This window comes from Arsenicicoccus sp. UBA2120, from assembly GCF_002330965.1.
Taxonomy (GTDB): domain Bacteria; phylum Actinomycetota; class Actinomycetes; order Actinomycetales; family Dermatophilaceae; genus Arsenicicoccus; species Arsenicicoccus bolidensis.
Window position 1 is genome coordinate 40,353 of the sequence record NZ_DCYC01000028.1, and the last position, 17,470, is coordinate 57,822.

Here is a 17,470-nt window from a genome sequence, read left to right on the forward strand (position 1 = left end):
CGTGCCAGTCACGCCCGCGTGCCGAGGGGCGGCCCACCCGTGGTGGGCCGCCCCTGGGCGGTGGTGCGAGCGGCGGTCAGGTCGAACGACTCTCGAGGTCGGACTCGGGCTGCACCTCGCTGTCGAGGTGCAGCACGCCGTAGGACCAGCCGCGCCGGCGGTAGAGCACGCTGGGCGTGCCCGAGTCGGCGTCGGTGAACAGGAAGAAGTCGTGCCCGACCATCTCCATCTCGTAGAGCGCCTGCTCGAGGTTCATGGGAGCGGAGCTGTGGTGCTTGACGCGGACCTCGATCGGTGAGTCCGCGACCTCGACCACCTCGGGGCCGTCGTCCTCCGGGGTGGCGGAGGGGCTCTCCCCGGCTCCTGCGCCGGAGCCCGCGTCGGTGGCGGTGAGCTGCGGCGTGGCGGCGGCACCGGGTCCGGCGTCGACCAGCTGGGCGGGGGGCGGCACGTCGGTGGACGTGGTGACCTTGCGGCGCTTGCCGCGACGGCGGTCGTTGGCCTTCTTGAGCCGGTCCAGGAGCTTGTCCGCCGCGACGTCGAAGGCGGCGTACTTGTCGTCCGAGGTCGCCTCGGCCCGGATGACCGGGCCCTTGACGCGGCACGTGATCTCGACGGTCATGGTGCCCACGCCGTTGGCGCTGCCGTGCTTGGAGACGACGATGTCCAGACGAGGATCGCGGTTGGCGAGCAGCTCGATCTTGTCGAGCTTCTCCTGCGCGTGGTCTCGGAACCGGTCGGTGACGGGGACGTGACGGCCGGTGATCTGGATGTCCATGAATTCCCTCCTAGGGAGTGACCTGCTCGACATACTCAGGCCCGTCGGGCCTGCGGAGAACTGTGTCGAACCACCCCCGTCCATCTGGGAGGACCACGCTCGTCATCGAGCCGTTACCCGACGTTAGCGCACGCCGTCGGTGATTGCCCAGCGCGCCCCGTGGCGGGTTGCGGCGGGTCGCGGCGACCACCACGGCACCGGCCACCTCCACCCCCTCGGAGCGCAGCGCCCGGGCGGCCTCGACGAGCGTGGCGCCGGTGGTCAGCAGGTCGTCCACCAGCAGCACCGGCCGCCCACGCAGGTGCTCGCACGCACCTCGCGAGGTCACGCGCATGGCTCCACGCAGGTTGACCGCGCGCGCCTCCCGACCCAGCAGCGCCTGGTCGGCGGGACGGCCCCGCGTCGTGAGGACGGAGCGGTATGACGCCCCGGCCACCTCGCCGGACGCGGCCGCGACGAGCTGCTCGAGCGGGCGGTCGCCCCGCCGCCGGCGGGCGGCCGGGGACGTGGGGGCCGGGACCACCGCCCCCCCCCGCCGCGGGGGCGGGCGCAGCGCCCCGACCGCCAGGTCGAGCGCCGGGACGAGCAGCTCGAGCAGGGTGCCGCGCAGGTCGCGCCGCCCCTCGTCCTTGTAGGCGTGCAGCACCCGGCGGACGACGCCGTCGTTGACCGCCGTGGCCACGACGGCCGGCAGACCCGGCGGGCAGGGGTCGGGCAGCACGACGCGGGGACCGCCGGGGTAGCACCACCCCCACAGGGCCGATCGGCAGGCCGGGCACACCCGGCCGCCTGGACGGCCGCACGCGCCGCACACCACCGGGAGCGCCAGGTCGACCAGGGCGGAGGCGAGCGTGGGAGTCACGCGCCCCAGCGTCCCACCCGCGTGGCAGCGGGCGGACGGCATACGGCCGGCCTGTGGATGGGGCCCGTCGGCCGTCCACAGGTCGACGTGCGCCAGCTCAGTGGCCGGGGACCACGAAGTCGCTGGTGCTGGACACGATCGGGGTCAGGCCGTTGCCGGACCGGACCAGCGCGGCGCCGCGGCGCGTGGTGACCACGATGCTGCGGCTGCCGCCGAAGGTCGTGATGCCCGTGGGGTTGCGGACCGTCCCCAGCACCTGGCTGGGTCCGCTGATCGGGGCGATCACCACCCGCTGCTCGCTCTTGGTGTCGACGGCGCCGACCACGCCGATCGTCTCGGCGTCGAGCCAGGTCGCGTCGGTCACGTCCGTCGAGGCACCGCCCACGGCGATCGGCGTGGCCAGCCCCACGGGGCGACCGTCGCGGCGTAGCACGCCGGCGACCCCCACGGTGGACGGCCCGCCACCGATCGGCTCGGACACGACGAGGACGCGCTGCCCCTCCGCGGAGGGCCGCAGGGCGACCACCCTCCGGTCGGCCAGCCACGGCACGTTGATCGCGACCGGTGGGCGACCGCTCAGGTCGGAGGTCGGCTGGACGAGCACGCGGGTGCCCGCGGTGGTCCGACCGGCCAGCCAGAGGTAGCCCGCGGGGTCGTAGGCCGGGCGGGTGAGGTCGGTGGCGAACCCGCGCACCCGCACCAGCCGGCCGTCCCGCCAGCGGGCCAGCTCCTCCTCGTCGCCGTCGAGGCCCGCGATCTCGTGCCCGTCGGCGGATGCGGCGAGGCGATACCACTCCGGGCCGACGTCGGGCAGCGGGGGGCCGTCCGCGCGCGCCTCCTTGCGCGACCGGTTCTCGGTGAGCTGGCGCGGGTCGACCCGCTCCAGGCCGGCGCCGCTGCGCAGCAGGACCGGGCCGGTCGGCGCCTCGGCGTCGCGCAGGTCCACGTCCTCCGCCCCGAGGGCGCGGTCCGGCAGCCCGGGCACGCTGAGCCGGGCGCCGTCCGCCTCCAGCTGCACCGCGTCGACGCCTCCGACGGCGGTCAGGGTCGTCGTGATCTGCTGCCACATGCGCCGCCGGTTGAGGTCGTCCGCGTTGAGGGCCCGGCTGCTGAGGACCACGCGGGCCGTGCCGCCCTCGACCGACACCGAGCCGTGGGCCAGCTCGGTGTACTCCGGCACCCCCGTCAGGACCGCGCCCTGCAGGTAGGTCGGGGGCGGCGCGAGCTGGGCCCGCGCGAGCCGGGTCACGAGCCCCGGGCCCTGCAGGAACCAGCGCCGGTCGGTCACGCCCGTGCCATCCGGCGTGACATAGGTGATGGGGAAGCTGGTGTAGAGGCCGAAGTCCGCGCGGCTGATCCACACCGTCGGCCGTCCGTCCAGGCCGCCGTCGATGCGCCACTGGTCACCGACCTTGACCAGGCGCAGCGCGACCGATCGCGTCTGGCCGGGCGGCAGCTCGGCGTAGTGCCCCTCGCGGTCCAGCTGGGCGCTGATGCGCCCCGTCACCGTCACCGTGCCGGGCGCGGTGACCTTGACCGTGAGCGCCTCGGGGCCGTCGTAGATCCAGGCCGAGCCGTCCGGCTGCCACTGGCCCGACGCCCTGGGGGTGAGGTACTCCCGCGCCACGCTGCTGTCGTCGTCCGCCCCCAGGCCCTGCCGCAGGAAGTCCGTCACCAGGTCGTCGGCGTCCGACCCGGACACCGGTCCGCGCGGGATGATCCGCACCCCCGCGTCCTGCGCGCCGCCGACCGCCTGCCCCTGGACCACCGGCGTCGATCTCGGCAGCCCGGAGCAGCCCGCCGCCAGGACCGCGGCCGCGAGCGCGAGGCCCCAGGCACGGGCCGTATGACGTGCCCGGCCCGGCCTCACGGGTGGTTCACCCCGGTCGGGTCCTTGTGCGGCGCCGCCGCGAGCTGGTCGGGCAGCAGCGCGAGGACCCCCGCCGTCCCGGCGTCGAGCGAGGTGCCCGGGACCGGGTCGAGGACCTCGTTGGTCGACTGGGTGGGGACCGGCGGGTTGACGCGCAGGCCGAGGGGCTGCATGGGCAGCGGGGACTCGGTCACGTCCTTGCCGAAGGTCAGCGGCAGCGTGAGGCGGAAGCACGAGCCGACGCCGGGCTGGCCCCAGGCCTCGAGCCAGCCGTGGTGCAGGTGGGCGTCCTCCATCGAGATGGACAGCCCGAGACCCGTCCCACCGGTGGTGCGCGCCCGAGCCGGGTCCGCGCGCCAGAACCGGGTGAAGACGAGCGACGCCTCCCCCGGCCGCAGCCCGACCCCGCTGTCGCGGACCGCGACGGCGGCGGCCTGGGCGTTGCGCCCGATCTCGACGTAGATGGGCTCCCCCTCGCCGTGCTCGATGGCGTTGACGACGAGGTTGCGCAGGACGCGCGTGATCCGCCGCCGGTCCATCTCGGCGACCACCGGCTGGGTGGGTGCGACGACGCTGACGGTGCTGCCACGACGCTCGGCCAGGGCCGCCGCGTCGTCGACGACCTCCCGCGCGATCTCGCGCAGGTCGCCGGGCGCCGGCTCGATCGTCGCGGCCCCGGCGTCGATGCGGCTGATCTCGAGCAGGTCGGTCAGGAGGTTCTCGAACCTCTCCAGCTGACCGGTGAGGAGCTCGGCGCTGCGAGCCGCGCCGGCGGAGAAGTCGCCCCGGGCGTCGTACAGCACGTCGGCCGCCATGCGCACCGTGGTGAGGGGCGTGCGCAGCTCGTGCGACACGTCCGAGACGAACTGCTGCTGCAGCCGGGACAGCCCCTCGAGCTGGACGATCTGGGTCTGTAGGCTGGACGCCATCCGGTTGAAGGACCGGCCGAGGACGGCAATGTCGTCGGTGCCCTTGACCGCCATCCGCTGGTCCAGCCGACCCGAGGCGAGCCGCTCGGCCACCTGCGCGGCCCGTCGCACGGGATCCACGACGAGCCGGGTGACGACGAACGCCACGCCGCCGATGAGGACGATCAGCAGGCCCCCGGCCAGCAGCAGGTTGCGGGTCACGATGTCGAGGGCCTTGGACTCGGCCCGCATGGGATAGGCGTAGTAGAGGTCGTAGCCACCCACCCCGGGCGGCAGCTGGACCCGCGCCCCCACGACCACGGTGGGCAGCTCTCCGTCGTCGCGCGCCAGGGTTACCACCTGGATCTGCTGGTGCCCGCGGTCCGCCTGCACCCGGCCCTGCAGGGTCGCCGGGATCTCGCCGAGGGTGAGGTCCCCCGCCGCGACGGTCGGCAGCGGCTTGCGCGTGTTGTCCTGCGCGGGCGTGAAGATCACGTCGCGCGACAGGTCGGGGGCCTTGTCCTGCTGCACGATGTCGGTGGCCATCTGGCGCAGCGCGGCGTCGTCGGTCTTGTCGGCGTCGTCGAACCTCGCCTGCGCCGAGCGCACCCGGGCGGCGGCGTCGTTGGAGGCGGTCCGCAGCTTCTCCTCGGTGAGGCCGTCGGCCACCCGGCCGTGCAGGTAGGACCCGACGATGAGCAGCATCGCCGTCCCCAGGACCATGGTGCTCGCGACCGTGCGCAGCAGCAGGGACCGGCTCCACAGCTCGACCAGCCGGTTGACGCCGTGCCGCAGCCACGGCCAGGAGCGTGACAGAGCACCACCCCCGAGACGAGCGATCCGACCTCGCAGGGCCGCGAGGTCGGACTTGAGGGTGCGGGCCATGGCCTAGGCCGGTCCGCCGGCCTTGTAGCCCACCCCGCGGACCGTCAGCACGATCTCCGGGTGCTCGGGGTCGTGCTCGATCTTGGACCGCAGCCGCTGCACGTGGACGTTGACCAGGCGGGTGTCCCCGGCGTGGCGGTAGCCCCACACCTGCTCCAGCAGCACCTCGCGCGTGAAGACCTGCCACGGCTTGCGCGCCAGGGCGACGAGCAGGTCGAACTCCAGCGGCGTGAGGGACAGCGCCTCGTCGCCGCGCTTGACGGCGTGCCCCGCCACGTCGATCGACAGGTCACCGATGGTCAGGTGCTCCTGCTCGACCTCCTCGCCACGCCGCAGCCGGACCCGCATGCGCGCGATCAGCTCGGCCGGCTTGAACGGCTTGACGATGTAGTCGTCGGCGCCGGACTCCAGCCCGACGACCACGTCGGTCGTGTCGGTGCGGGCGCTGAGCATCACGATCGGCACGCCCGACTCCGCGCGGATGCGACGACACACCTCGACGCCGTCCATGCCCGGCAGCATCACGTCGAGCAGCACCAGGTCCGGCTTGACCTCGCGGAAGGCGGGCACGGCGGCCGTGCCGGTGGCCACGTGCGTCACGTCGAAGCCTTCGTTGGTCAGCACGATGCCCAGCATCTCGGCGAGCGCGAGGTCGTCGTCGACAACCAGGATCCGGCTCTTCACGGGGGGTGCTCCTTCGCTGCGGGACGTCCTGCGTCATCTTCACACACAGTGGGCCCGGGATAACGGAAGGGTCACGGCCCGACGGCGTGTCCCGGGGTGACCAGGCCGTATGCCGCAGCGGGCCGACGCCTCCGGGGTGGAGGCGTCGGCCCGCGGCATACGGCAGGTGCGCGGTCAGGCAGCGGACCCGCTCAGTAGCGGTAGTGCTCCGGCTTGTAGGGGCCGGCGACGTCGACGCCGAGGTACTGCGCCTGCGGCTTGGTCAGCTCGGTGAGCCGCACGCCCAGCGCGTCGAGGTGCAGGCGGGCGACCTTCTCGTCGAGGTGCTTGGGCAGGACGTAGACGTCCGTGGAGTACTCCCCCGGCTTGGTGAACAGCTCGATCTGGGCGATCGTCTGGTTGGCGAAGGAGTTGGACATCACGAACGACGGGTGCCCGGTCGCGTTGCCGAGGTTGAGCAGGCGCCCCTCGGACAGCACGATGATCGAGCGGCCCGCGGGCTGGCCGTTCTCGCCGGTCTCGGCGAAGGTCCACTCGTGCACCTGCGGCTTGATCTCGGTCTTGGTGATGCCGGGGACCTTGGCCAGGCCGGCCATGTCGATCTCGTTGTCGAAGTGGCCGATGTTGCCGACGATCGCCTTGTCCTTCATCGCGACCATGTGCTCGGTGCGGATGACGTCGTAGCAGCCGGTGGTCGTGATGAAGATGTCCGCGGACTCCACGACGTCCTCGAGCGTGGCGACCTGGTAGCCCTCCATCGCGGCCTGCAGCGCGCAGATCGGGTCGATCTCGGTGACGATGACGCGCGCGCCCTGGCCGCGCAGCGAGTCCGCGCAGCCCTTGCCGACGTCGCCGAAGCCGCAGACGACCGCGACCTTGCCGCCGATGAGGGTGTCCGTGGCGCGGTTGAGCCCGTCGATCAGCGAGTGGCGGCAGCCGTACTTGTTGTCGAACTTGCTCTTGGTGACCGAGTCGTTGACGTTGATCGCCGGGAAGAGCAGCTCGCCGTCGCGGGCCAGCTCGTAGAGGCGGTGGACGCCGGTGGTGGTCTCCTCGGTGACGCCCTTGATCTCGGCGGCCACGCGGGTCCACTTCTGGGGGTCCTCCGCGAGGGTGCGGCGCACGAGTGCCTTGAAGACGCCGAACTCCTCGGAGTCCTCCTCGGTCGTGGGGGGCACCTGGCCGGCGGCCTCCCACTCCTTGCCCTTGTGGACGAGCATCGTGGCGTCGCCGCCGTCGTCGAGGATCATGTTGGCGTAGACCTGCTCGCCGGATGCGTCCTGGCCCCACGTCAGGATCTGGTTGGTGCAGTCCCAGTACTCCTCGAGCGTCTCGCCCTTCCAGGCGAAGACGGGGACGCCCTGCGGGTCCTCGGGGGTGCCCTGCCCGACGACGATGGCGGCGGCCGCCTCGTCCTGCGTGGAGTAGATGTTGCAGCTGGCCCAGCGGACCTCGGCGCCGAGCGCCGTGAGGGTCTCGATGAGCACGGCGGTCTGCACGGTCATGTGCAGCGAGCCGGCGATGCGGGCGCCGGCGAGCGGCTGGGCCTCGGCGTACTCCTCGCGGAGCGACATGAGGCCGGGCATCTCGTGCTCGGCGAGCCGGATCTGGTGGCGGCCCGCCTCGGCGAGCGAGAGGTCGCGGACCTGGTGGTCGAACGTCACGATGGACAGTCCCTTCGGTTGGTATGACGACAGTCTGGGCCCGGCGCCGCCCATCTGGGCTGCACGGTTTCACCTGCGCCGACCGTCGGCCAGTCTAGGTGACGGGTCAGGGGTGGCCGGCCGCGCGCAGGTTGGCCACGTGCGGGTTGGTGGAGGGGTCGAGCCCCAGGCCGAGGGCGGCATAGGTGCTGAGGAAGTCCGTGAGCGCCATGACCTCGGCGAGCCGCACGGCCGGGTGGCCGGCCTCGCTCGAGACCTCGTGCACCCGGACCCCGACGTCGTGCGCCTCCTGGAGCACCAGGTCGGCCAGCGAGGACTGCGCCGGCGGTATGTCGCGGCCGCCCTCGCGCAGCATGAGCAGCCCGAGCGGCGGCTCCTCGGGGGCGTCGAGGAAGGGATCGGCGAAGATGTCCCGCCCGCCGGCGCCGCCGGGCGCGCCACGCCCACCAGACCGGGCTCCGACGCCCTGGCCCCCGGCCGCGGTGTAGGGCCCGCCGAAGGTCGCGACGACCTGCGACGCCGCGTCCGGCAGGGAGCCGTACATCGCCGGGATGCGGGCCGTGCGGGCCAGACCCGCGACGGCGCGGTGGGCGGCCACCCCCATGAGCGGGCCGTCCCCCAGCACGACGGGGACCGTCTCGACCAGCGTCTGCGCGGCGATCTTGGCGGGGTTGACGAAGCACTCGGACGACGGGCGGCAGGCCTCGGCCTGCGCGTCGAGGCGGTCGGCGAGCTCGTCGAGGACGGGCGTCGGCAGGTCGACGACCCCGAGGGTGGCGCTGGCGACCAGGACGGGCGTCAGCAGGGACCACAGCGAGGTCCGGGAGGACACGACGCCCCGCGGGACCGGGACGTGCAGCCCTCGCGCCCGGGCGGTGACGTCCGCGAGCGGCGACTCGGCCGCCCCGACCGTCACCAGCTGGGCACCACGACGGCCGGCCTCGGCGGCGAGGCCCAGCGGGCCGGGAGCGCGTCCCGACAGCGAGACGGCCACGACGAGGTCCAGGGGCCCGACCCAGGCGGGCAGGGGTCCTGCGGCGCGCTGGGAGACGGGCACCGGGCTGTGGGCCTCGGCGAGCACGGTGAGGACCTCCCCCACCACCGCCGACCCGCCGAGCGCGGCCACGAGCACGGCCCGAGGACGCTCCTCGCGACCGAGCCGGTCGACGCCGGCCTCGACCGCCAGGTGGGCCGCCTCCCGGACCTGAGCCCCTGCCGTGGCGAGCGCCCGGAGGTGTCCGCGCGAGTCGAGGCGCTGCACCTCGTCGAGGTCGTCGACCAGTGCTTCGTCCAGCTGCGGCATCGCCGGCCCTCCTCGGGTGGTGCGGTGCGGGTGCTCGTGCGGGTGGGTCAGAGGGTGCGGGCCTCGTCCATGAGCAGGACGGGGATCCCGTCGACGATCGGGAAGGCCACGCCGAGCTCGGCGCAGCGCAGCTCGGGGCCGTCCGGTCCCTCGGCGTCGACGAGCTCGTGCTCGCCGCCCGGGGACCGCAGGATCTCCCGCAGCCAGGGCTGGATCGTGGTGCTGGTGGTGGGCTCGGACATGTCGGTCACGCCTTTCCTCGGATGATCGTCAGGACCTCGTCGCGGACCCGCTCCATGGTGGGCCGGTCGGCTGCCTCGACGTTGAGTCGCAGCAGGGGCTCGGTGTTGCTCGGGCGGACGTTGATCCACCACAGCGGGCCGTCTCCGTCCGCCTCGTGGGTCGCCGTCAGGCCGTCCAGCTCGTCGACGTCCAGCCCGCGCTCGCGCGCCCACGCGGTGACCTCGGCGCTGCGGGCGGCCTGGTCGTCGACGGTGGAGTTGATCTCGCCGCTCGCGGCGTAGCGGTCGTAGCGGGCCACGAGCTCGCTGAGCGGACCGTCCTGCTCGCCGAGCGCCGCCAGCACGTGCATCGCCGCGAGCATGCCGGTGTCGGCGTACCAGAAGTCCTTGAAGTAGTAGTGCGCCGAGTGCTCCCCGCCGAAGACCGCGCCGTGCTCGGCCATGGTCGCCTTGATGAAGGAGTGCCCCACCCGGGTGCGCACGGCCCGCGCCCCGACCTCCGCCACGACCTCCGGGACGGCCCGCGAGGTGATGACGTTGTGCACGAACGTGAGGTCGGCGGCCGAGGCGCCGGTCTGCGTCATACGAGCCGTCTCGCGGGACACGATCAGCCCGGTGATCGCCGAGGGGCTGACCGCCTCGCCACGCTCGTCGACCGCGAAGCAGCGGTCGGCGTCGCCGTCGAACGCCAGGCCCACGTCGGCCCCGTGCTCCACGACGGCGCGCTGCAGGTCGACGAGGTTGGCGGGCTCGAGCGGGTTGGCCTCGTGGTTGGGGAAGGTGCCGTCGAGCTCGAAGTAGAGCGGGACCACCTCGAGCGGCAGGGCGGGCAGACCGGCCGCGTCGCCGAGGACCGCGGGGACCGTGAGCCCGCCCATGCCGTTGCCGGCGTCGACCACGACCTTGATGGGGCGGTTGCGGCGCGGCGACGAGAGGTCCACGAGAGAGCGCAGGAACGCGGCGTACTCGCCCAGCAGGTCACGCTCGACGATGGCACCGGTCCGCCGCTCGCCCTCCCTGTCGTCAGAGGGGTCGTCGCCGTCGAGGATCGCCTGCGCCAGGTCGCGCACCTGCGCGAGACCGGACTCCTGGCCCACCGGGCGCGCCCCTGCCCGGCACAGCTTGATGCCGTTGTAGGCCGCGGGGTTGTGGCTCGCCGTGAACATCGCGCCCGGCACGTCGAGGTGCCCGGCGGCGAAGTAGAGCCCGTCCGTGGAGCACAGGCCGATGATGGTCACGTCCACGCCGTGCTGGGCGGCCCCCTCCGCGAAGGCCCGCGACAGCTCCGGCGACGACGGGCGCATGTCATAGCCGATCACCAGGCTGGTCGCGCCCTCGGGCAGGATCACGGCCCGGGCGAACGCGGAACCCAGCGCACGGGACACGCGGGAGTCGAGCTGCTCGGGCACGAGGCCCCGGACGTCGTAGGCCTTGACGAAGGTCGAGAGGTCGGTGCGAGAGGTCACGACGGGGAGCCTACCGGTCCGGGTGCGACGGGCGCGGGTGGTCAGGAGGAGCGGGCCGGCGTGGTGCCACCGGGCTCGTCGGAGGCGACCGCGTCGTCGGGCACGTCGGGCGCTCCGGGCACGTCGGATGCGTCGGAGACGTCGGGTGCGTCGGGTGCGTCGGAGACGTCACCCGTGGCGGAGCGGCCGGGAGCGCCGGGAGCGTCGGTGTCGAGGTCGCGCAGGACCCGCAGGTGACCGCGACGACCCACCTCGACGGCGGAGACCGTCCCCGACTGGCGGGCGACCCGCGCCGAGACCTCACGGGCCTGCTCGGACGTGCGCGGCGTGGCGACGACCGTGCGACGCTCCGCACCCGCGCCACCATCTCGGGACTGCGACTGGGACTGTGCCTGCGACTGCGGCTGCGGCTGCGAGGAAGGCCGCCGGCGCGGGCCTCGGACGGCGTCCGCGATCGCCACCAGCTCGTCCGGGGCGGGCTCGGGCTCCGCGAACTCCGGCACCAGCCGCACGACCTCCCACCCGCGCGGGGCGGTGAGCCGGCGGGCGTGGTCCGCGCACAGGTCGTACGAGTGCGGCTCGGCAAAGGTCGCGAGCGCCCCGAGGACGATCTGGGAGTCGGCGTAGACGTAGGTCAGCGTCGCGACTGCCGGTCGGCCGCACGGGGTCTTGGAGCACAGTCGCTGGACGGTCACGGTGGGCAACCCTAGTCCTGGTTCTGCGGCAGAGCCATCGGCGCGCCGTATCGTGATGGCCGTGACCGATCCAGCCCCCGACCCGCACCCCACCACGGCTCGTCGGCTCGCCCGCGACCGCCGGGGCCGCGGACGACGCGGCCCGCTCGCGTGGCCCCCGGTGCCCGAGATGACCTCGCGCGAGGACCGGTTCGACCAGCTGGTCCTCGACGCGGTCGAGCGGCTCGTGCCCCGGGCGGCGGGTCGGCTGGACGGCGTGGAAGTCGCCGTCGAGCTGGTGCCGGGCGGCGACGTCCTCGTCGCGGCGGAGCGGGAGGGGTCGATCCCGCTGGGCCACGCCCGCCAGGGCCAGGGACGATCCGGGCCGCGCATCGTCGTCTACCGCCGGCCGGTGGAGTCACGGGTCCGCGACCGCACCGAGCTCGCAGAGCTGGTCGACACCGTGGTCGTGGAGCAGGCGGCGGCCCTGCTGATGGTCGCCCCCGAGGACCTGGACCCGGACTACGACGGTCACCCCTGAGGGTCACCCCGCCGCAGCCGCGCTGGAGTTCCGCACGGGGCGTCCCCCTGCGCGGCTGCCCCTGGCGTGCCCCTCGGGATGGCCCCTGCAGGCTCAGCGGGAGGGCGACAGGACATACGGCGTGGTCGTCTGCCACGGGGCGACCAGCGGGGCGACGGTCACCAGACCGCCGTCGGCCTCGGACACCACCGCGGCCCGCACGCCCTGCGCCGCCGACACCCACACCGAGGTCGCGTCGCCGACGTCGACGGCGCTGGTCCCCCGGGCGGGGACGTCGACCCGGCGCGGGGCCGTGGACCCGTCGCCTCCCACCACGGTCACGGTCGTGGCCACGGCGGTGTCGCCCGGGTTGGTGAGCGCGACACGGTGCCTGAGCCTGGCGCCCTCGGGCTGGCCCAGCGGGAGACCGGCCAGGTCGTCCAGCGCCGGGACCGCCGGCACCCAGGCGAAGTCGCGGACGGGCGCTCCCACCGACCCCGATCCCTGCGGGCGTCGGCCGTCGGCCCTCCCGAGATAGGCCGCCGCGGCAACGGGGGCCGTGGCCGACACGCGGACGCCGTAGGTGCCGGCGGGCAGGGAGGGCAGACCCACGTCGCGGCTGGCCCCGGCGGGGATCCGCACGGGCCGCAGGGGGTCCCCCACCGGGCCGTTCGGACCGAGGGTGGTCACTCTGACCTCCGTGGCCCGATCGGCGACCCCGGCGACCCGCACCACCGTGGGGTCGTCGGGGCCGGCGACGACCAGTCCGGGGACGACGAGGTCCTGGCCGGTGGCGCTGGGTGCCACGTCGTCCGCGCCGCGGGCGGTGATGCCGTCGAGCCACCCGTCGTGCAGCGACGCGTGAACGGTGCCGCCGCGCACGTGCACCTGCGCCGTCGGGCTGGCCTCCGTGCCGTCGAGGGCGTCGAGGAGCACGACGGTGCGTCCGCGGGGCTCGACGACGACGTCGCGGCCCGCAACGCTCGCGATCGGCCCGGTCGCGCCGTGCAGCGTCACGTCGACGGTGACCGGCGTCTCGTGCGGGTTGGTGAGGACGAGGTGCTCCTGGCGGCCGGCCTGGCCCGCACCCGCGGGGAACCAGGCATCGGTCACGGGCACGCCGCAGGGGACCGACACCAGGGCGGCCCTCTCGCCGGACGTCGCCAGGGACCGTTGCACCGCCGCCAGCGCGGGCGCCAGTCGCTGCGTCGCGGTGACGACCCCGGACCTCGGTCCCGCGAGCCGCGCGGTCGCGGCGCTGCCGGGCGCGGTGACCCGCTGCGCGTCGGCGGCGTCGGTGGGGCCCACCTGCAGGATGCCCGCGGGCAGCTCGCGCCCGCGGGCGGCGGAGACGCCGTCGGGGGCGGCGACGGCCACCAAGTCGACGGGGGTGGCCCCGGGCTCGGCAGGCAGTCCCGGGACCCCGACGGTCTCCTGGCCGGGGCAGACGAGCGTCCGGGTGGCGACGGGTCGGGCGGGTGGGGCCGTCTCCGGGGCCGCGGCTCGCGGTGCACCCGGCACCGTGACCCGGCCGTCGACCGCGCCGGAGCCGGCGACCACGGCCACACCGACCACGACGACGCCGACCACGCGCAGCAGCCCTGCCCCGCTCATCGGACCACCTCTCCGTCTCGACCGCGTCGCACGCCGAACGGCAGGGCCAGCAGCAGGACGAGCGCCAGGCCCGCGCCCTGGACGAGCGACCAGGTCGGGTGGGCGGGCACCTGGCTCACCCGCACGTGACGGGTGTCCGCCGGGAGGTCGTATGCCGCGAGCTCGCCGTCCCGCGGCGTCAGGGCACGACCGTCGGCGAGCACCCGCGCGGTGTCGGCCCAGCCACGCTGCTGGGCAAAGGCAAGCACGGAGGGTGACGGCCCTGCAGGCCCCTCCGTCCCTGGGCCAGCTCCGGATCCTGAGGCGCTCAGCGCCGTGTCGACCTCGGGGCCGCTGCCGTGGACGGGCACCGTCGCGACGGGGGTCCCGTCCGGCTGCTGGACCCGGACCGCCGAGACGGGGACGGTTGCGCCGTCCGGTCCGGGTCGCGCAGTCACGCGCCAGACGGGGTCGCCCTCGGTGTCGGTCAGGCGGGACAGGCCGGCCGTGGTGTCTAGGCGGGCCGCGACGACCGGGTCCGCCGGTGAGAGGCCGACGAAGCCGACTCCTGCGTCCGCCAGCCGGTCCGCCACCGGGCGACCAGCGACGGGCTCGTCGGTGACGAGGTCGTGGGCCACATCGGGCAGGAGCGCGCTGGGTGCGACAGCAGCCGTGTCCCGTGGGAGGTCGCGCACGACGTCGGACGGATCGCCGGGCTCCAGGCGATATCCCATGACGGTCCCACGACGCTCCAGGGCGAGGTATCGCGCCGCGAGCGCGCTGTCCGCGCTGTCCTGCGCGACGGACGGCACCTGGCGGGCAGGGAACGCCAGCACCTGGTCGAGGCGGGTGAGGGCCAGCCAGGTCCCCTGCGCGAGCACGGCGACGGTCACGAGCCCCGCCACCACGCCTCCGGCCACCCGCAGGATCCTGGTCGCGCGCGGACGCGCGGGGACGGGCCGCCGCAGCGCCTCCGCTCCCTGCAACGCCGCGGCGAGCAGGGCCAGGGTCAGCAGGAGCAGGCCCGTGCCCGGCCAGGGCGAGATGGCCTGAGGTCCTCCGGCGGAGTCGGTGGCGTGGCCGACGACGAGGTGCGGGGCGGCGGCGGCGCCGGCGATGCCGAGCAGGGCCAGCACCGCCAGGACGCGGGACGACCCGATGCGGCGCCCGTCGACCGCGAGGCCCCACACCCCGGCCAGCACGACGGTGGCCATGAGCAGCGGGAGCACGAGGCGGACGGTGGAGGCGAGGGACGGATCGGTGAGCCCGGCGGCGGTCGACGTCACGGGCTCGGCGGGCCACAGCAGGGCGAAGTGCCAGGGCCTCGGCTGCTCGGTCCAGGACGCGAGCCCGGGCCCGGTCAGCACCGACGCCGGCTCGCGCCACCAGGTCGCCACCGACGGCCCGAGCAGGACGACGGGCGCGACGGCGAGGAGCAACCCGGCGACCCTGCCGCGTCCGTGGTTGGTGGCGGCCAGGACGAGCCCGAGCGCCACGACGACCACCAGCAGCACCGGCGCGACGGCGGCAGCCACGGCCGCGGCCAGCACCGTGCCTCCGACGGCGGGCCACCAGGGGCAACGCCGTCCGCAGGCGGCAAGTCCGGCGAGCAGCAGCGGGAGGACGATCGCGAGCAGGGCGGCCCCGACCCGGCCCTCCCCCAGACCGACGAGGAGAGCGGGTGAGAGTCCCCACGCCAGGGCGGCGAGGGCGCGGGGCCAGGGGCGGCGCGTGGCGGCCCGCCCGGCCAGGTAGGCGCTGAACGTCGCCGCCGGGATCGCGACGATGAGGAGCAGGGCTGCGGCGGCGCCGAGGGCAGAGCTCGGGGAGCGCCCCGGGAGGTGCTCCACCGCCCAGGCCGGCGCGGCCAGCAGCGGCAGCCACGCGGGTGGGTCGGCGGAGGAACCCAGGCCCGCGGGGTCCCACCCCGTGAGGTAGCGGGTCCACGCGGCCGACGAACCGCCCGCCCCCGGGCGCAGCTCACCGCCCGCCAGCCCTCGGTCCAGCAGCGCCCCTCCCCTGCCCTGCACCACCGGCCACCAGGCCGCCACGGCGAGGCCGACGGAGATGAGGACCGCGAGCACGCCGGGGTGCCGGGCGGCGCGGGCGCCCAGGTCGTCCCCGTCGAGGTCGGTCGCCTCGTCGCTGACCGGGCCCGGCTCGGCCAGGGAGCTCCCGGTGCCCGCAGCACCGCCACGTCCTCTCGGGCCGGTGCCGCCGTCGGTGGGCGACACGACCGACGGCAGGTGCGGCAGGCCGCGATAGACCTCGTCGCGCACCCCCGCCAGGGCGCGGCCGTGCGGGGCCAGCAGCCCACCGAGCCCGGCGCCACCGACGATGGCCGCGTGCCGTGCCCGCCTGCGAGACCCGAGGCTGCGCCAGGAGGTGAGCACCGCTCCCGCGTCGGAGAGCTCGGCGAACGCGGCGCGCGGGCGCTTGAGGACCAGGAGCACCGCCGACAGCAGCAACGCTCCGAGCAGGATGCGCACGGCATACCAGGGCACCAGCCGCCCGGGACAGCGCGCGAGCGCGATCCGTCGCACCGCCCGCCGGTCGCGGCGGTAGGCCCGGTCGACGGCGCCCCGGCGTTCGCGCTCCCAGGCCCGCCGCTCGCGCAGGACGTGCTCGCGCGAGAACCGGTCGTCGTCGATGTCGTCGAGGCCCAGCCCGGCGAACGGCATCCGGTCCCGGGACCGCAGCCCCTGGGTGGTCGCCCGGGCGTCCAGCGCGACGGCCTCGGGGACCACGACGACCCGCAGCCCGGCCTGGTGGGCGCGCCAGCACAGGTCGAGGTCCGCCGCCACGGGAAACACGCGGTCGAGGGCGCCCAGCCGCAGGAGGGCGTCGGCCCGGGCCAGCATCGCGCCGGTGCCGACGGCCAGGACGTCGCTGCGGTGGTCGTGCTGGCCCTGGTCGAGCTCGCCGTGCCGTGGCGAGGCGACGCGCCGACCCGTCGGCGACACGGTCTGCCCCACCTCGACCAGGCGGCCGGGGTCGGTCGCGTCGACGTACTTGGGACCCGCGACGGCGACGGTCGCGGACAGGGTGGCCTCGCGCAGCAGCGTGAGCAGGCACGCCGGCTCGGGGAAGCAGTCGTCCTCGAGGAGCCAGACCCAGTGGGAGGCGGCTGCCAGCTCGGCGTCCGCATCGGCCCGTGCGCCGAGCTCTCGGTCCTGATCAGGGCGGGTGGGGCGATCGGGCAGCGCACCGATGGACTGCAGCTCGGCGAGCCCGGCCAGGACGGCCTTGGGATAGCGGGCACCGCGGGCCTCGACGACGTGCACCTGGGTCCCGGCCTCGGACAGCCGCTGCGTCGCGGCCTGCGGGACGGAGTCGTGGCTGCCGCTCAGCACGACGGCCAGGTGGCGCAAGGGATGGGTCTGGGCCGCCAGGGAGTCCAGGCAGCGGGTCAGCCAGGGAGCTCCGTCATGGACGACGAGGACACCGTCGACGGCGCGGACCCCGGGGACGGATGCCGTGCCGGGGCGCGGAGGGGTGGGAGCGGGCACCGGGCCTCCGGGGCTGGTACAGGGCGGGTGGGCGCAGCGGGTGGAGCGTGACGACGCGGCGGTGCCGGAGTCAGGTCAGACGGCGCGCTTCTTCAGCTTGCGGCGCTCGCGCTCGGACAGGCCGCCCCAGATGCCGAAGCGCTCGTCGTGGGCCAGGGCGTACTCGAGGCACTCGGCGCGGACCTCGCAGCCCGTGCAGACCTTCTTGGCCTCGCGGGTGGAACCGCCCTTCTCGGGAAAGAACGCCTCGGGGTCGGTCTGGGCGCACAGAGCGCGCTCCTGCCAGGACAGCTGGCTGTCGTCGGCGGCGTCCAGCACTGGCACCAGCTGAAGTTCTTGCACGGCCCCTCCTAGACCTCGTCGCGTCCCCCTCGTCATCCGTCAGACCAGGATGCTTTAGGTGATGATCAGTCACACCCAGTAGCCATGCTCAGTCGCTGACTGGTCACTGCGGGTGAATGCAACGATGAAATTACATGCGTGTCATATGCCTGGCGTCAAGCGGCCGAATG

The 17,470-nt window shown here is 74.7% G+C and carries 14 protein-coding genes; 1 reads left to right on the forward strand and 13 read right to left on the reverse strand.

Features of this window, described 5'->3' with window-relative positions:
- Positions 1–76: 76 nt before the first annotated feature.
- The 10 genes from hpf to B2P18_RS03345 form a co-directional block, all read right to left on the reverse strand.
- Positions 77–778 carry a ribosome hibernation-promoting factor, HPF/YfiA family gene (hpf, locus tag B2P18_RS03300; protein WP_019287651.1) on the reverse strand — a complete coding sequence of 234 codons (702 nt, stop codon included), beginning with the start codon at positions 776–778 and terminating at the stop codon, positions 77–79.
- 10 nt (positions 779–788) lie between these two features.
- Positions 789–1,640, reverse strand: coding sequence for a ComF family protein (locus B2P18_RS03305; protein WP_286955822.1), 852 nt, complete (start codon positions 1,638–1,640; stop codon positions 789–791).
- A gap of 97 nt (positions 1,641–1,737) precedes the next feature.
- Positions 1,738–3,510, reverse strand: a complete 1,773-nt coding sequence (locus B2P18_RS03310) for a GerMN domain-containing protein (RefSeq protein ID WP_286955824.1) — start codon at positions 3,508–3,510, stop codon at positions 1,738–1,740.
- Entirely contained in the window at positions 3,507–5,303 is a 1,797-nt protein-coding gene (mtrB, locus tag B2P18_RS03315; RefSeq protein WP_286955826.1) for an MtrAB system histidine kinase MtrB, read from the reverse strand. Before mtrB ends, B2P18_RS03310 begins: the two co-directional genes overlap by 4 nt.
- Positions 5,304–5,306: 3 nt before the next feature.
- Positions 5,307–5,987, reverse strand: a complete 681-nt coding sequence (mtrA, locus tag B2P18_RS03320; RefSeq protein ID WP_029211582.1) for an MtrAB system response regulator MtrA — start codon at positions 5,985–5,987, stop codon at positions 5,307–5,309.
- Between the two features lie 191 nt (positions 5,988–6,178).
- The gene (gene ahcY / locus B2P18_RS03325) at positions 6,179–7,651 is read right to left on the reverse strand and encodes an adenosylhomocysteinase (RefSeq protein ID WP_029211583.1); all 1,473 of its coding nucleotides are present in this window, start codon (positions 7,649–7,651) and stop codon (positions 6,179–6,181) included.
- Between the two features lie 106 nt (positions 7,652–7,757).
- Complete coding sequence (locus tag B2P18_RS03330; protein ID WP_239263885.1) at positions 7,758–8,954, reverse strand: SIS domain-containing protein; 1,197 nt, start codon at positions 8,952–8,954, stop codon at positions 7,758–7,760.
- Between the two features lie 47 nt (positions 8,955–9,001).
- Entirely contained in the window at positions 9,002–9,196 is a 195-nt protein-coding gene (locus tag B2P18_RS03335) for a Trm112 family protein (RefSeq protein WP_037215564.1), read from the reverse strand.
- Between the two features lie 5 nt (positions 9,197–9,201).
- The gene (locus tag B2P18_RS03340; RefSeq protein WP_286955829.1) at positions 9,202–10,662 is read right to left on the reverse strand and encodes a phosphomannomutase/phosphoglucomutase; all 1,461 of its coding nucleotides are present in this window, start codon (positions 10,660–10,662) and stop codon (positions 9,202–9,204) included.
- A gap of 41 nt (positions 10,663–10,703) precedes the next feature.
- Positions 10,704–11,357: a DUF3499 domain-containing protein gene (locus B2P18_RS03345; protein ID WP_286955830.1), complete on the reverse strand. Its 654-nt coding sequence runs from the start codon at positions 11,355–11,357 to the stop codon at positions 10,704–10,706.
- A gap of 61 nt (positions 11,358–11,418) precedes the next feature.
- On the opposite strand from B2P18_RS03345, the gene B2P18_RS03350 reads away from it, so the two are divergent.
- Complete coding sequence (locus B2P18_RS03350; RefSeq protein ID WP_029211588.1) at positions 11,419–11,877, forward strand: metallopeptidase family protein; 459 nt, start codon at positions 11,419–11,421, stop codon at positions 11,875–11,877.
- Between the two features lie 93 nt (positions 11,878–11,970).
- On the opposite strand, the gene B2P18_RS03355 is transcribed toward B2P18_RS03350, so the two are convergent.
- The 3 genes from B2P18_RS03355 to B2P18_RS03365 all read right to left on the reverse strand — a co-directional run bounded on the left by B2P18_RS03355 (position 11,971) and on the right by B2P18_RS03365 (position 17,300).
- Positions 11,971–13,470 carry a DUF5719 family protein gene (locus B2P18_RS03355; RefSeq protein ID WP_286955831.1) on the reverse strand — a complete coding sequence of 500 codons (1,500 nt, stop codon included), beginning with the start codon at positions 13,468–13,470 and terminating at the stop codon, positions 11,971–11,973.
- Positions 13,467–16,958 carry a glycosyltransferase gene (locus tag B2P18_RS03360; RefSeq protein WP_286955832.1) on the reverse strand — a complete coding sequence of 1,164 codons (3,492 nt, stop codon included), beginning with the start codon at positions 16,956–16,958 and terminating at the stop codon, positions 13,467–13,469. Before B2P18_RS03360 ends, B2P18_RS03355 begins: the two co-directional genes overlap by 4 nt.
- A 75-nt stretch (positions 16,959–17,033) precedes the next feature.
- A complete protein-coding gene (locus tag B2P18_RS03365; protein ID WP_029211591.1) occupies positions 17,034–17,300 on the reverse strand; it encodes a WhiB family transcriptional regulator in 267 nt (88 codons plus the stop codon).
- Positions 17,301–17,470: the final 170 nt, after the last annotated feature.